This window comes from Candidatus Nitrosotenuis chungbukensis (assembly GCF_000685395.1).
GTDB classification, from domain to species: Archaea; Thermoproteota; Nitrososphaeria; order Nitrososphaerales; family Nitrosopumilaceae; genus Nitrosotenuis; species Nitrosotenuis chungbukensis.
This window is the reverse complement of sequence record NZ_AVSQ01000020.1, coordinates 176,734-190,853: the sequence shown is the minus strand read 5'-3', so window position 1 is coordinate 190,853 and position 14,120 is coordinate 176,734. Positions and strand designations below refer to the sequence as shown.

The 14,120-nt window shown below is 45.8% G+C and carries 15 protein-coding genes; 8 read left to right on the top strand and 7 right to left on the bottom strand.

From position 1 onward, the window contains the following. From NKMY2_RS10360 to NKMY2_RS09035, 3 genes are all read left to right on the top strand, one after another. The coding region (locus tag NKMY2_RS10360) for an FG-GAP-like repeat-containing protein (RefSeq protein WP_177316543.1) at window positions 1-1,843 on the top strand (1,843 nt) is incomplete at its 5' end. Window positions 1,844-2,081: 238 nt separating this feature from the next. Continuing rightward, window positions 2,082-2,474 carry a hypothetical protein gene (locus NKMY2_RS09040; protein WP_042687289.1) on the top strand — a complete coding sequence of 131 codons (393 nt, stop codon included), beginning with the start codon at window positions 2,082-2,084 and terminating at the stop codon, window positions 2,472-2,474. 137 nt (window positions 2,475-2,611) lie between these two features. Continuing rightward, window positions 2,612-3,064, top strand: a complete 453-nt coding sequence (locus tag NKMY2_RS09035; protein WP_042687287.1) for a hypothetical protein — start codon at window positions 2,612-2,614, stop codon at window positions 3,062-3,064. On the opposite strand, the gene NKMY2_RS09030 is transcribed toward NKMY2_RS09035, so the two are convergent. From NKMY2_RS09030 to NKMY2_RS09020, 3 genes are all read right to left on the bottom strand, one after another. Next, the gene (locus NKMY2_RS09030; protein WP_042687285.1) at window positions 3,024-4,274 is read right to left on the bottom strand and encodes an ArnT family glycosyltransferase; all 1,251 of its coding nucleotides are present in this window, start codon (window positions 4,272-4,274) and stop codon (window positions 3,024-3,026) included. The genes NKMY2_RS09035 and NKMY2_RS09030 overlap by 41 nt on opposite strands. A 65-nt stretch (window positions 4,275-4,339) precedes the next feature. After that, entirely contained in the window at window positions 4,340-5,287 is a 948-nt protein-coding gene (locus NKMY2_RS09025) for a homocysteine S-methyltransferase family protein (RefSeq protein WP_042687281.1), read from the bottom strand. A gap of 16 nt (window positions 5,288-5,303) precedes the next feature. Continuing rightward, entirely contained in the window at window positions 5,304-6,071 is a 768-nt protein-coding gene (locus NKMY2_RS09020) for a methylenetetrahydrofolate reductase (protein WP_052347706.1), read from the bottom strand. A gap of 110 nt (window positions 6,072-6,181) precedes the next feature. On the opposite strand from NKMY2_RS09020, the gene NKMY2_RS09015 reads away from it, so the two are divergent. Genes NKMY2_RS09015 through NKMY2_RS09005 form a run of 3 tightly spaced genes read left to right on the top strand, consistent with a single transcriptional unit; the run spans window position 6,182 to window position 7,412 of the window. Further along, on the top strand, window positions 6,182-6,739 hold the full coding sequence (locus tag NKMY2_RS09015) for an NUDIX hydrolase (protein ID WP_042687450.1): 558 nt from the start codon (window positions 6,182-6,184) through the stop codon (window positions 6,737-6,739). A gap of 60 nt (window positions 6,740-6,799) precedes the next feature. Further along, window positions 6,800-6,958, top strand: a complete 159-nt coding sequence (locus NKMY2_RS09010; protein WP_042687275.1) for a 50S ribosomal protein L39e — start codon at window positions 6,800-6,802, stop codon at window positions 6,956-6,958. Window position 6,959: 1 nt separating this feature from the next. Continuing rightward, on the top strand, window positions 6,960-7,412 hold the full coding sequence (locus NKMY2_RS09005) for a 50S ribosomal protein L31e (protein WP_042687272.1): 453 nt from the start codon (window positions 6,960-6,962) through the stop codon (window positions 7,410-7,412). Between the two features lie 197 nt (window positions 7,413-7,609). Here the strand turns inward: NKMY2_RS09005 and NKMY2_RS09000 are convergent, their stop codons facing one another. The 4 genes from NKMY2_RS09000 to NKMY2_RS08985 all read right to left on the bottom strand — a co-directional run bounded on the left by NKMY2_RS09000 (window position 7,610) and on the right by NKMY2_RS08985 (window position 11,639). Next, window positions 7,610-7,837: a DUF7557 family protein gene (locus NKMY2_RS09000; RefSeq protein ID WP_042687269.1), complete on the bottom strand. Its 228-nt coding sequence runs from the start codon at window positions 7,835-7,837 to the stop codon at window positions 7,610-7,612. Between the two features lie 140 nt (window positions 7,838-7,977). Continuing rightward, on the bottom strand, window positions 7,978-8,922 hold the full coding sequence (locus NKMY2_RS08995; protein WP_042687266.1) for an FtsZ/tubulin family protein: 945 nt from the start codon (window positions 8,920-8,922) through the stop codon (window positions 7,978-7,980). A 70-nt stretch (window positions 8,923-8,992) separates the two neighbouring features. Then, on the bottom strand, window positions 8,993-10,261 hold the full coding sequence (locus NKMY2_RS08990) for a tRNA (N(6)-L-threonylcarbamoyladenosine(37)-C(2))-methylthiotransferase (protein ID WP_042687263.1): 1,269 nt from the start codon (window positions 10,259-10,261) through the stop codon (window positions 8,993-8,995). 1 nt (window position 10,262) lies between these two features. Then, a complete protein-coding gene (locus NKMY2_RS08985) occupies window positions 10,263-11,639 on the bottom strand; it encodes an aspartate ammonia-lyase (protein WP_420887354.1) in 1,377 nt (458 codons plus the stop codon). A gap of 143 nt (window positions 11,640-11,782) precedes the next feature. Between NKMY2_RS08985 and NKMY2_RS08980 the strand changes: the two genes are divergently transcribed. Then, window positions 11,783-13,114, top strand: coding sequence for a multicopper oxidase domain-containing protein (locus NKMY2_RS08980; protein ID WP_052347724.1), 1,332 nt, complete (start codon window positions 11,783-11,785; stop codon window positions 13,112-13,114). A gap of 68 nt (window positions 13,115-13,182) precedes the next feature. Further along, window positions 13,183-14,115: a D-2-hydroxyacid dehydrogenase gene (locus tag NKMY2_RS08975; RefSeq protein WP_042687261.1), complete on the top strand. Its 933-nt coding sequence runs from the start codon at window positions 13,183-13,185 to the stop codon at window positions 14,113-14,115. Window positions 14,116-14,120 lie beyond the last annotated feature (5 nt).

Below are 14,120 nucleotides of genomic sequence, written 5' to 3'. Positions count from 1 at the left end.
CTTAACAGGTGCTACCGGTCCTCAAGGCATCCAAGGCATCCAAGGTGAAACTGGCTTAACAGGTGCTACCGGTCCTCAAGGCATTCAAGGCATCCAAGGTGAAACTGGCTTAACAGGTGCAACCGGTCCTCAAGGCATTCAAGGTGAAACTGGCTTAACAGGATCAACCGGTCCAACTGGTCTCACAGGTGCAACCGGTCCAACTGGTCTCACAGGTGCAACTGGTCTCACAGGAGCTACAGGTGCAACCGGTCCTCAAGGAATAATGAACTTTTACACTGTAACATCTTCTGCCACTTTATCGAGCGATGGAACTATTACGATGAGCTGCAATGCTGGTGACTTTGTAACTGGCGGCGGTTATTATGTAGTGAGTGGAGGATTCAATGCTATAACGCACAACAGCCCAACTAGTCCAAACACTTGGCTTGTATCGATAACTATTGGTGCTGGTCAGGGACCAACAGTTCTCAACGGATATGCAATATGTGCATCTAGTTCGTCACCTCCTCCACCAGCTACCGTACCGTCCGCACCAACAGGACTTGTAGCGACAGCAATATCGTTTTCACAGATCAACCTATCGTGGACCGCAGCATCTGATGGCGGCTCCCCAATAACTGGTTATAAAATAGAACGTGAATCGCCGATAGGTGGTGGCTGGATCACAATAGTTGCAAACACTGGTTCAACATCTACTAGTTATTCCAACACTGGTCTTTCAGGTGGAACGCAATACAATTACCGAGTTTCAGCAATCAATGCTATTGGAACAGGACCTGCATCGAATACTTCCAGTGCAACAACGCCTGTGTTTGTTGCAATGGATCTTGCAGTAGCCAATGGTGGCACAGCCAACGTCTCAATACTCCTCGGCACCGGTACGGGCTCATTTGGCACCGCGACCAACTTTGGCGCAGGAACCAACCCTACGTCCGTAGAGGTTGGTAACTTTAACGGCGATGCATATTCTGATCTTGCAGTGGCCAATGGCGGTAGCAGTAGTGTATCAGTACTCCTCGGTACCGGTGCGGGCTTATTTGCCACCGCGACCAACTTTGGCGCAGGAACCAGCCCTGCATCCGTAGCAATTGGTAACTTTAACGGCGACACAAATCTTGATCTTGCAGTGGCCAATGGCGGTAGCAATAATGTATCAATACTCCTCGGCACCGGTACGGGCTTATTTGGCACCGCGACCAACTTTGGCGCAGGAACCTCTCCAACCTCCGTAGCGGTTGGTAACTTTAACGGCGATGCATATTCTGATCTTGCAGTGACCAATGGTGCTTCATCCAACGTCTCAATACTCCTCGGCACCGGTGCGGGCTCATTTGCCACAGCGATCAACTATGGCACAGGAAGCAACCCTCGCTCCGTAGCGGTTGGTAACTTTAACGGCGATGCATATCCTGATCTTGCAGTGGCCAACTATGTTACCAACAACGTCTCAGTACTCCTCGGCACCGCCACGGGCTCATTTGGCCCCGCGACCAATTTTAACACAGGGACAGGATCATGGTCAGTAGCAGTTGGTGACTTTGACGGTGACACAAATCTTGATCTGGCAGTAGCAAATCGTGTTAGCAACGATGTATCCGTACTCCTCGGCACAGGTACGGGCTCATTTGGCCCCGCAAGCAACTTTCCCTCAGGGACAGGATCATGGTCAGTAGCAGTTGGTTACCTTAACGGCGACACAAATCTTGATCTGGCAGTGGCAAATCGTGTTACCAACACCGTCTCAGTACTCCTCGGCACAGGTACGGGCTCATTTGGCACAGCGACCCCCTTTGGCACCGGAACAAGTCCACAATCAGTCGCAGTGGGAAATTTTAACTAGACGCACACTCATCTATTTTAATTCTCAATCTATGTTTGAACCGAACAACCATTTCACAATACAAAAAACTCATACTTTTCTAACCTCAAGTAAAATAACTGTGTTTATCTAAATTAGCCAAAACATCACATCGGTTCTGTTTTTGGATTGATATTTTGTTCGTCTTATTAATGTGAATTTTATGACACCTCTTACAAATCAGGCATGTATTAATACGACGTCCCGTACAACAATATAGATGAACATTCAAGCAATTCTGGCAGCAGTCACAATTGTAGTAATTGTCTCTGCAGTCGCAATATTACTCTCGATGCAAAAGGATGAAGGAACGTTTAGCAAAATAATTACAGCTGGTCCAATCTGGACGTCAGATACCTGGTCGTGCACATCAAACAAGGACTTTCTTGTTTATGGGGCGTTGCGCGGATTAGAAGGCACTGAGATATCAATCTCAATTCCTAATCTTGGAGCCCAGTCCCTCTATGCTCTTGACCATGGAAAAATGCAGGCGTTTACCATCGGAGGCCAATCTGATCAAACCGTGATAATAACAAGAACAGGATTAGTAACTGGATGGCTTACATTGCAAACCATGTCTGATGCAGACGCGTCATGCGTACAAACACCATAACTTGGGTGTCACATCCAAACTTTCTGTTTTCTCAAAATAGAGTTTTACAGATCTGAAACTTGGCTCACATGGGATTTTCCTGACAAGTTCACACCCTCTACCAAAGTTTTAAAAGAGAATCAGCGCTCTGTTAACAAATGAAGACGGCAAATGTCCTAGTCATTGTGGTTGCCTGTGCTGTTTTTTATGGACTTGTTGGCTCTTCTTATTTTGCATCTGCTGACCTGACAAATGACAACATGCACCAAGTCCTGCTGCAGCTGCAGCACCGTGACTCGGACGGTAATCTGGTCTCTTATGTTGAGGGAAAAAAAATCGTGTTTCTCAATCCTGACAAACTTGATGAATTTTTAGACATGCTGCCCAACAAAAAAATAATTCAAAGGGACGGCAAAAGATTTGAGTTGTTTCAGTGGATGGGCCCTAGTGAAAAATCTGACAAAACCCATTCCTACTCTGGCTATCAGCTGAGGGTGCTGCCTGTCAACGAGCAATATCAGACGGTGATGATGGTTTTATACGATGCATACCAGACGGCGCCTGGGGACACTACGACTGTTCGCTGGACTGTGATACGCCCGCTTGATTAACCCTGCTTGAAAATACCATTCCTACGCCCATCGCAAAGAAAACCACCAGCGGAACAAACCTGTATGGGTTGTTCGTGTACGTTGAAAGGCCTGATATGATCGGTGCCAGCAGAAGCATTCCTAAAATAAGTGCCATCGCTGACTCGGCATGCCTGATACCATTTCTTGCAAGCATGAACAAGCCAACGACTAGCGGCAGAAGAAAGACAAGGATGAACCAGTCAAAGCGAAACTGTGACGCTACTGCGGTAAAGCCGCTCCAGAATTGGTGAGAATCAAAAGTTATGTTGTTGGTAAAGCTTACGTTGGAAAAATACGGCATCAGTACCACCGATGCCAAAATTATTCCGTAAGGTATCGTGATCATGATCTTCTTTTTTTGTGAAATCTCGGACCTGTATATGTAAAACAAGGTCATTGGAATAAAAAGAACGGAGAGCGGTTTTGATAATATGGCAAGCATGAAAAAGAACGGAGATAGCGGCCACGCTCTGTAAACTGTAAACAGTGACAGCAAATAAAACAAAACCCAAAAGCTTGGATATGTGATTGACGTGTCATATGTCAAAAATATCGTACTTGAAAGAACTATTCCTAGGGATACAAGTCCTGCAAGTCTTTTTCCTGACATTGCGTACGTGATAAAATATACAAGAATTGACAATGCGATACTTGATACGAATGCGAGAACTTTGTAGTTTCCAAAAACACTCATCGATGTGGTTAGTAGAAAATAGGAAAGCGGGTTTCCTCTAATTTGAAAAAACTGATCGACACTCCACGTCTGAAGTTTTGGCTCTACCATCCGCTTATAGTCTTCCCACTGCTCGCCCTGAAAAATCTCGCCTGCAGTAAAGCCGACGTATGCGCCTAAAATAACTATCATGGCAACTGTCGCAGTCCTTGAGGATACTTCTAAATTCGATATGGATTTGATTGATTTGGAAAATGCGGATGGAAGTTTTTTCATTGCGTGCAAAATGATCAGAATGCCCGTGATGGCACCTGTTACTGTGATGGGATATGCCAAAATCCCTGTCTCGTAAACATCGATACTCATTGGATATTTTGGAAATCCGTTCATTGATCCCAAAACCATGGCAGGAAATATGGCAGAAGCTATCGTGATGATGACTACTCCAATCGAAATCAAAAAAACAATCCACGTTACAACGCCTGGTTTCTTTGTACTTGGATGTTTGATGCTCATGTGAAATCTCTGCAGAAGTCAAAAGTTTTTGCTAGTTAAAAATTTTGAAACAACGAGTTTGACTTTTATTTCCTGTCTGCCTCATCAATTACTTTTCGCAGTGCTGCAATGTGTGCTGGATTGGTCCCGCAGCAGCCCCCGATTATGCGCACCTGCTTGTACTTTGTGATAAAGTCCTTTAGCGCGTCTGCCATTTTCTCCGGCGTCATCTTGTATACGGCGTGGCCTCCCTCGTTTTCTGGCATCCCTGCATTTGGCACGACCAGCAATTTGAGATCGTCCTGCTCGTCTAGCCACCTCACGCTTGGCGTCATCTCTATTGGGCCAGTCGAGCAGTTTAGACCAAACACGTCTATTCCCATGTCAGATATGGTGGTGTATGCTGCCTGGACGTTTGTACCAAGCAGCATCTTGCCATACTGGTCCAGCGTGACATTTGCAATGAGTGGAACCTTCTTGCCTATCTTTTTCATTGCCTCCTGCGCGCCCTCTATTGCCATTTTCACCTCAAGTATGTCCTGGCTTGTTTCTATGAGCAGCGCATCCACTCCGCCAAGTATCAGGCCCTCTGCCTGCAATGCATACGCGTCTTTAATTTCTGATAGTGATATCTGCCCCAAGTCGGGATCATTTGAGCTTGGCAAAAATCCTGTGGGGCCCATGCTTCCTATGACATACCTTGGCTTGTCTGAAAACTCTGATGATACCTCTGATGCCAGCGCCGCAATTTTCTGATTCATCTCAACTGTTTTTTCGCCAAACCCGTACTCGTCTAGCTTTAGCTTGTTGGAGCCAAACGAGTTTGTCTCGATGCAGTCGGCACCTGCCTTTAGGTATTCCCTGTGAATCTGCCTTATCCATTCGGGATGCGTGAGTATCAGCCCGTCGTTGAAGCCGTCCTTTCCGTCGGGAAAGTCTTTTGGCTCTGGGTTGAACTTTTGTATTTCAGTTCCCATCGCGCCGTCAAAAAGCAAAATCCTCTGGCTCATGGCATCCAAAATGTTTTGTTTCATTATAACCTGGTACTGGCTAATTTCTTTTTAATTCTTTTAACTGTTCCAGTACTTCGGATGCTGCCCTAAAGTCGTTTGGCGACGTTATCAGGACGTCCCCGGTGGATTTGTGAATCTCTGTGACAAAGTCGACGAATCTGTCCTTGAATTTTGCCTGGTCGACTCCAAGCATTGCAAACGACTTTGCGTTCTTCTCAGACGGCACCATTATCACCGGTATTATTCTAAAGCCCTGCGGCTTTAGCCTGTCGACTATTCTAAAGACCTGCTCAGGTGCCTGTATCACCTGGGTCACAAACCCTGTCGGGGCAACGTCGATTTTCTTTTGTATTTTATCGAAATTTGGGCTTGCGGGAATTGACAGGTAAAAGTCCAAGTTCTCCCCAAACCCCAAGTCCTTGAAGTATTTTACAACCTCGCTTGGCGCAAGCTTGGAGTCTTTTGGCCCCTCCGGGGGCTCGTCCCCCTTTAGTATGAGCAGGCCGTCCAGCCCCAACAATACTGCATCATACACTGACTGGGTGAGCGAAATCAGGTTCCTGTCGCGGACTCGGAGACTCGCAGTGATGTTTATCTTCAGCCCGTCGTTTCGGATTAGAGCACCTGTAGTAATCGGGGAAATCCTTGGAACTCCCAAGACAGAATCCGTTAGGTGTATGCCGTTGCAGTACTTGCTGATCTCAAAGATTCTTTTTTTGAGCTTGTCAAGTGAGCTTTGCACCTCCTTATGGGAGAGCACCTTTTCCTGGATTACTCTTGGGGGATTAATCTCGTAGCGTATCAATATCTGACATCTTTATTTTACTTGATTATATTCTTTGAATGGTTTTGAAATGCGGTCTTGTTTTGGAATCATCAAAAAACAATAAATCGATAACAAACCAGACTCATACCATGGGACTAGATGTGATTCGCAAACTGCTGGCAACTGACATTTATCCAAACATTGATGATTACACCACAAAGCATTCTGCAGTGATGATAATCCTGTACGGACCAGAATATCGTATGGTGATGACTGAAAAGCCAAAAACATTGGCACTGCATGCAGGCGAAATATCGTTTCCAGGTGGAAAGATGTCGCCGTCTGACTCTGACCTGCTTGACACTGCGATTCGCGAAACTGCGGAGGAAATCTCACTGCATCTGTCCCGGGACGATGTAATTGGCCAGCTAAAGCCTGTCACTACGCTAAATTCCGGATTTTCCATTTTGCCATTTGTCGCAGTGCTCGATGAGGTGTCTGGGCTGAAGCCAAACGATGAGGTGCAGGAAATACTGCACATTCCTGTAGTGCCTTTTCTCAAGACCATGTCACCTGATACCGATCCGCACCATCACTCACTTTCTGAAATGTACGTCTTTTCGTATCATTCAAAAACTGTCTGGGGCGCGTCTGCCAGAATACTAAAACAAATGACTGATATTTTTATGCAAAACAAACTGATCTAGGGCATGATGGCAAAACATACCGAGATTCATTTAAAAAGAGGGTAAAGCGCCTGAATTTTTATGGCGGCAAGAAAACATTCCGGACGAAAGATACGTCTTCTCAAAAAGACAAGGCAAAATTCTCCAGTTCCGGCATGGATTATTCTAAAAACCAAAAGGGCAGTCAGGACAAACCCAAAGCGCAGAGCTTGGAGACAGACTGACGTAGAGGTAGGATAAGTTGTCGCAGGAAGCAGAACGAGTTTACACTATCAACCTTGGAAAGGTCTGGCTTTCCCCAGATAACCAAAGGGCAAAGCGCGCAATCAACATGATTAAAGAGTTTGCAGAGCACCACATGAAGACAGAGCAGATCAAAATAGACCAGGAGCTAAGCCAGCAGGTCTGGAAGCGCGGAATTCGGAGCCCACCTAGAAAAATCAGAGTAAAGATGGCAAAGACTGAGGACGGTTATGTCATGGTGTCCCCATACGAGGAAGAGTCTGCAAAGCCAAAGGCAGAGGAAAAGCCAAAAAAGTCTGACAAGAAATCTGAATCAAAAGAAGAGCCGGCGGCAAAGCCTGAAGCAAAGGCAGAAAAGCCAGAACCAAAGGCAGAAAAAACAGCGCCAAAGGAAAAGAAAGCAGACGCCAAAAAGCCTGCCGCAAAAAAGTCATCAAAGAAATCTAAATAATTATTCTGAAATATAATCTCATAGTTGCTGTTTTTTGTTTCCTTAAAATTTCTTGATCATATCCAGCATCAAATCCTACGATCTTTGTAGCATAGAAAAATGGATTGACTCTTATCGAATCCATCTTTTGGTGATTCTTTTTTGAATTGTTTTATCGTCTGTTAAACTGCTTGGATGCAATTACAGTCCATTTAATTTCATAAACCATGCTTTTGCTTTACCTGGTTGTGGGAAAGCAATTTGCCGTTTTTGACTTCAGATAGTGCCTTTTCCAAATCCTTTATCGTCTGCTCGCTTAGCACTCCGTCGTCCTCTGCTATGTTGATCAGCCTGTTTACTACCTCATTATAGGATTCTTTTGGAAATGCCTTCATTTTGTCAAGCCTTGCCTTTGTCTTGTTTTCCAATTGGATGCTAGTTACCATGGCATACTATATCGTGCTATGGAGTTTAAGGTTGACTGAAAGATGACGCGTCTGTGTTGAAATCACAATCTACTACCTGTGGCACAAAAAGCAAACTGCAAATTAAAATGCGAAATTAAACGCGAGTTTTGGATTTGTACTTATTCTAGCTGGTATAACTCGATTCCAGTCTTTATGCTGGATTCTGGCGTGTCCCAGTCAAGCGTGCTCTCCTGCGGAATCATTCCGAGCGGGTCATATGACTCGAACTTGCCGAGCCCCTCGACTGATGTTATCATTACTACCTGCGCCTTGTTCCCCTGCGTGGTTGCAAGACTTACGCTGGTGTTGTTCTCGTTGAATATGCCGCTTACTGTCTTTGCGATTGCGTTTATCTTTCCAACTGAGACGTTGTCAGAGCCAAACACGTACAGCATTGTCTTTCTGACGCTGGCAGGAGGCGCGTCCTCGTAGAGCATCTTGATTGAATCTCTAAGCGATACCTCGACGTCGCTTACGTCCTTGCTTGTCGATAAAATGTTTAGCTCATTTGATATTGATGACTTTTGCAGGGATGTTGCGACATACATTACTGCATGGTGCGTAATCTCGTAGCACTTGCTCATGGTAAGGTCGGGATTGCTCTCAAGCAGTGCGTCGTTGTCTATTACTACTGTGGAATCGCAGCTTGCGCGCAGCCTTTTTAATGAAACACCTGACAGGAACACCCTCTCCTTTTCAAACCCAAACGGCATTATTGCAAACGACAGCACCTTTTTACCCTCTTCTTTTGCGGCAGACGCGACCAGCGGGGAAATTGCGCACCCTGCCCTTCCTGCCAGATTTGCAAAAATAATTACGCTTGAATAATCGAAAATCTTGCCCCTTATCTTGTCCATTGCTTTTTGGGCCTGTGCTCTTATCAAATATGATGACGGGTTTACGTATGATTCAGTGTGGATTTTGATGTCGTTTTCGGAATTCAAGTCGTTGCTGTCGTGGCTTATTATGACGCAGTCCGCGCCAGTAAGGCTGCTTGCCCTGGTGGCCAGTTTTGCGCCCGCTCCGCCTATTCCGATCAATAAAACTGGCTCTTGAAATTCCATGTGGTATGGTTACAAAATATGATAAAAAACCTTCTTACTTAATTTTGATCCAAGCTTCGATCTAAAAGTTTTAGCTTGCGATCACGCCGTACAGGCCGTGGTTTGTCACGCGAGTTATTCTGACCTGCTTTTTCTGCCCGACCTTTACTGCGTCTTCTACAAAGACTGACTTGTACGCAAAGTTCCTGCCGCGGACCTGCTCGTCTGTCTGCTCGTTGAATAACACATCTCCCTGCCAGCCGACCCACTTTTCGTTGTTCTCCGTTGCTATGTGGTTCATCAGGTCAAACACAATCTTGCTTCTGCGCTTTACCTCCGAGACGTCGATTTGGGTCATCTCTGAGGCCTTTGTTCCGGGCCTCTGGCTGTACCTGGACAGGTTCACGACGTCTGGCCTTGTCTCCTTGATGAGACTTAGGGTCTTTTCAAAGTCCGACTCGGTCTCTGTCGGAAACCCTACTATTACATCAGTTGACACTGTGAATTTTTCAAATTTCTTCCTGAACTTTTTTACCAAGTCCCTAAACGTGGCCTCTGTATGGCCTCGCTTCATGTCGTGGAGTACTTGGTCGCTTCCGCTCTGCACGGGCACGTGGAGAAACTTGTACACCTTGTCTGACTCGAACGACTTTAGCAGATCGTCTTTGATTTTGGGCATGTACATGGGGTTCATCATTCCTACCCGTACCATAAAGTCGCTTGGTATGCTGGATACCGCCTCTACCAATCTGGGAAGAGTCGTTCCTATGTCAAGGCCGTAGCAGCCGTTGTCAGTTGACGTGAGCCATATTTCCTTGCATCCGTCTTTTACCTCCTCTGTTACCTGTCGCACGATGTCGCCTATCCGGTATGACTTGAGGTCGCCCCTTGCTAATTTGGTCTGGCAAAAAGTACAGTCACTCATGCACCCGCTTGCTATCTCAACTATTCCTACAACCGGGTTTAGCCTTACCTTTGGAAGCCCAGTCTTTGTGATGTCCGTGTCTGATAGCTCCACGTCCCTTTTTCCCACAAGCGCGTGGTCTATGATCTGGAGCGTCTTGCCAATCGAGTTTGGGCCCATCATGCTTGCGCCAGACGAGAATTTTTCTACTGTCTTTGGCTCTGCCTTTGCAAGGCACCCAGCTACGATGAGCGGCTTTGACTTTAATCGCTTTATCCTGTTTACCATCTTGTTTGCAGTGGCATCCTTGACAGAGCACGTCACAATCAGGTTCAGGTCAGAATCCTTTGCATTTGCAGCCAGCGTGTGGCCTCCGTTTACTATCATGCCTGAGATCATCTCGGCATCTGCAAAGCTTGCAGAGCAGCCGTATGATTCTACCCAGATTCTTGCCATATCACTTGAATAAGGAATCTATTTCCTTGTCAGTTAGAATTTTCTGTGACGTGACCAGTTCGCGGATTGTCTTTCCTGTCTTTAGTGATTCCTTGAAGAGGTCTGCTGACTTTTGGTACCCTATCTTTGGAGCAAGCAGCGTCACTATTACGGGGCTTTTCTCTATGTTTTGCTGCAGCCTTTTTTCGTTTGCGCTCAGGCCGTCAATTAGGTTGGCAGAAAAAATCGGAACAAAGTTCTTGAGCATGTCAGTCGAGTCCAGGACTGCCTTTAGCATGCCCGGCAGCATCACGTTTAGCTCAAACTGGCCTGCCTGCGCCGCGTTTGCGACCGCCGTGTCGTTTCCTATTATAGAATAGCAGACCATGTTCATGCATTCTGCCAAAGACGGGTTCACCTTTCCTGGCATTATGGACGAGCCTGCATGGACTGCCGGAATTCCAATCTCTGAGAGCCCCGCAATCGGGCCTGATGCCATCAGCCTGATGTCGTTTGCAATCTTGTTTAGCTCAAGTGCCAAGTTTCTAACGGCCGATGAAAAGTTTGCAACTGCAAACTTTGACTGGAGAGAATACTGCATGTCTTTTTCTGCCTTCAAGTTTAGCTTTGAAATTTTGCCCAGCTCTGTTATTACAATTTTCCTGTATCCCTTTGGGGTGTTTGCACCGTTTCCTACTGCCGTTCCGCCAAGTCCTACTAACTCTAGTTCCCTTGCAGATGTGGCAATTGCGCTTTTTGCCTTTGAGAGAGACGTGGCATATGCTGCAAACTCGCTCCCAAGTGTAACTGGGAGTGCGTCCATCAGATGTGTCCTTCCAATTTTTTTAAACGATGAAAACTCTTTTGCCTTTTTTGAAATTGACTTTATCAGCAAGTCGATTGCCGGAATTGTTTCTTTTAGGTTTAGCAAAATTGCCACGTGCATGGCAGTGGGATACGTGTCGTTACTTGACTGCGACATGTTGACGTGATCATTTGGATGCAGGAACTGGTCCTGCCCCTTTTTCTTTCCCAAAATTTCAAGTGCGACATTACATATCACCTCGTTTGCGTTCATGTTAAACGCAGTTCCGGCACCGGAGTTGATTTCCTCAATTACAAACTGGTCCCGGTGCTTTCCTGACAGGATGACATCGCATGCCTTGATGATTGCACTTCCAAGTCTTTTGTCAATTGCGCCAGTCTGGATGTTTGCCACCGCAGCTGAGCGCTTTATCATGACAAATGCAGATATCAAATGGGGGTGGGATTTTTTTCCAGTCACATGGTACTGCTTTATCGCGCGGCCCGTGAATGCGCCATAGTATGCGTCCTTTGGTATTTTGACCTCTCCTAGCGAGTCGCGATCAGTTCTGTATTCCAAATCAACTCCACTCATTGTCACTAAAATAAATTCTCAGCTGGGAAAATGCGCAAAAATTATCAAAAATTAAATAATATTCCTGAAAATCTGCATAAAAATAATGGGAATTATTATATATGCTGGTACAAGTCACAAACTCGATGAATAAGCGTTACAGTATGCTATTTTCCGTTACAGCAGTAGCGGTTCTAGCAGCAACGCTATTTGGAAGCACATACACACAAACACAAGTAGGCTCTACTATGGCAGTTTCCAAAGGAAACGATGACCTGGTTCAAAAAGTCCACGACATGGGCGGATTGAAATTTGTCATGCCACAGGCATTTGCAGCAGTAGACTGCGCAAATATCGAAGAAGGAAGAAATGTAGTTAGCTTTGATCTTACTGCAGAAAGTGCAGACCTCCCAATCATGGGCGGCAGCACATACAAAGCCATGACCTTTAGCGGCCAGGTCCCAGGACCAACCCTTAGAGTAACACAAGGCGATGTGGTAATGATGACACTAACTGTTCCGGACTCAGAGCCAACACCACACGGAAACGACATGCATGCATCTCAGATGAGTGCAGGAAACTTTGGCAAAGTTTTGCCAGGTGAGTCAAAGACTTTTTGCTATGTTGCTGAAGTACCTGGTACCTTCAAGTACCACTGCTCCGGCGTCGACGTAGCTGCAATGGACCAACATGTCTTAGCTGGCATGTACGGTATCACAATTGTTGACCCAATCAATGGCTACAAGCAATTGCTATTGGAGAAAACAAAAGTCCAAGACGGCAAGACTGTCAAAGCACGAGAAATGGTGTCAGCTGATGCACTTGAATTCCAGCTACAGTACAACCAGTTATACCTAACTGAAGACGGTGGCTATGATCAAAGTGCAATGTTCCAACACCATGCAACACTAAATGTGGTTAACGGTTTCTCATTTGGCTATGTTCCAAACGCAGCTCACAACGAGTTGATTTTAGGCAATGCAAACAAGAACATCTTTGTTGCACAGCCATGGAACTCTCCTAATCTGAAACAATACCAATCACAGTTATTGTTCATCGAGCAGGGACAACACGTACGATTCTTTGTTGAAAACCAAGGAAACGAACCAGTGTTCTTCCACATTGTCGGTGAGATAATCGACCGTGTAGTGCAAGCAAGTGTAGTGCAAGCAAAAGGTACAGAAACTTGGCTAGTTGGCGGCTCACAAGGCATGATTGCCGATGTGGTCTTTGACGAACCAGGAGTATATGTCGCAGTAAACCACGACTATGCCGCAATCTTCACAGGTGCAGCAACAGTAATGGTTGTAGGTGATCCATTCGGTCTAAACGATCAATTGGGCACAAACGTACCGTCATATGCACATCTATTGGGTAACCCAAGCGATGCAATCCCACCAATGGGCAAAAACAGCATCGAACATCCAAAGGTTAACCTCCACGGACTGTACACAGATGCACGTGCTGCTGAAATAGCAAGTGAACTAGGAATTTAAATTCCCCATTTTCTTATTTTTATTATTTTCCACACAATTATATTCTGATTTAAAAAAAATCACTTCACATGAGTTTTAGCGAGAAAGTTTTGATTTGTGATCAGGTTGACGCAGTTCTCAATAATGTCTTGCAGAAAAACGGGCTGGCTGTAACATACGAGCCGCAAATTACCCCGGAGGATTTGGCAAAAAAAATCGGGGACTATGAGATTATAGTAGTCAGGAGCAGGACTACCATCACAAAAGAACTGGTGGAAAAGGCTACCAAGTGCAAAATAATGGCGCGAGTTGGCGTCGGCCTTGACAATATTGACACGGAAGCTGCCAAGGCAAAAAACATCCGGGTGATAAACGCAGTGGAAGGGGCCATGAACGCAGTAGCCGAGCTGGTGATAGGACTGATGCTTGCAATGGCCCGCGACATCCCAAGGGCAGACAGGGAGCTGCGAAATGACAAGTGGATAAAAAAAGAGCTGATGGGAACTGAGCTTGCAGGAAAATACCTTGGAATAGTCGGACTGGGAAACATTGGGAAAAGACTGGCAAGACTAGCTAGGGCGCTTAACATGAATGTAATTGGATTTGACGTTATTCCAATTGATCCAGAGTTTGCAAAAGAGGTCGGGCTCATGAAGGCGGACTTGGACACCTTGCTGCAAAGCGCCGACTATGTCTCGTTGCACGTGCCATTACTGGATAGTACAAAAAATCTAATTAACGCGCAAAAAATTAGCACGATGAAAAAGACTGCCAGGATAATTAACACCTCGCGGGGCGGCACCGTGGATGAAGATGCCCTGTATGAGGCACTAAAGGCGGGAAACCTTGGGGGCGCAGCGCTTGATGTATTTGAAAAAGAGCCTGCAATTGGAAACAAGCTTGTGAGCCTGCCAAACTTTATTGCCACGCCTCACATTGGGGCGCAGACAAAAGAGGCCCAGTCGCTTGCCGCAAATGTGATAGCAGAAAAGATAATCCAGATTCTGCGCGGCGTTCTGTAAGATTA

Bases quoted from the DNA above. Each gene is read 5' to 3' on its own strand.
- NKMY2_RS09010 (WP_042687275.1), top strand. From the start codon at position 6,800: ATGGCGGCAAGAAAACATTCCGGACGAAAGATACGTCTTCTCAAAAAG.
- NKMY2_RS09040 (WP_042687289.1), top strand. From the start codon at position 2,082: ATGAACATTCAAGCAATTCTGGCAGCAGTCACAATTGTAGTAATTGTC.
- NKMY2_RS08980 (WP_052347724.1), top strand. From the start codon at position 11,783: ATGCTATTTTCCGTTACAGCAGTAGCGGTTCTAGCAGCAACGCTATTT.
- NKMY2_RS09035 (WP_042687287.1), top strand. From the start codon at position 2,612: ATGAAGACGGCAAATGTCCTAGTCATTGTGGTTGCCTGTGCTGTTTTT.
- NKMY2_RS08995 (WP_042687266.1), bottom strand. From the start codon at position 8,922: ATGGAATTTCAAGAGCCAGTTTTATTGATCGGAATAGGCGGAGCGGGC.
- NKMY2_RS09025 (WP_042687281.1), bottom strand. From the start codon at position 5,287: ATGAAACAAAACATTTTGGATGCCATGAGCCAGAGGATTTTGCTTTTT.
- NKMY2_RS09015 (WP_042687450.1), top strand. From the start codon at position 6,182: ATGGGACTAGATGTGATTCGCAAACTGCTGGCAACTGACATTTATCCA.
- NKMY2_RS09030 (WP_042687285.1), bottom strand. From the start codon at position 4,274: ATGAGCATCAAACATCCAAGTACAAAGAAACCAGGCGTTGTAACGTGG.
- NKMY2_RS09000 (WP_042687269.1), bottom strand. From the start codon at position 7,837: ATGGTAACTAGCATCCAATTGGAAAACAAGACAAAGGCAAGGCTTGAC.
- NKMY2_RS08990 (WP_042687263.1), bottom strand. From the start codon at position 10,261: ATGGCAAGAATCTGGGTAGAATCATACGGCTGCTCTGCAAGCTTTGCA.
- NKMY2_RS08975 (WP_042687261.1), top strand. From the start codon at position 13,183: ATGAGTTTTAGCGAGAAAGTTTTGATTTGTGATCAGGTTGACGCAGTT.
- NKMY2_RS08985 (WP_420887354.1), bottom strand. From the start codon at position 11,639: ATGAGTGGAGTTGATTTGGAATACAGAACTGATCGCGACTCGCTAGGA.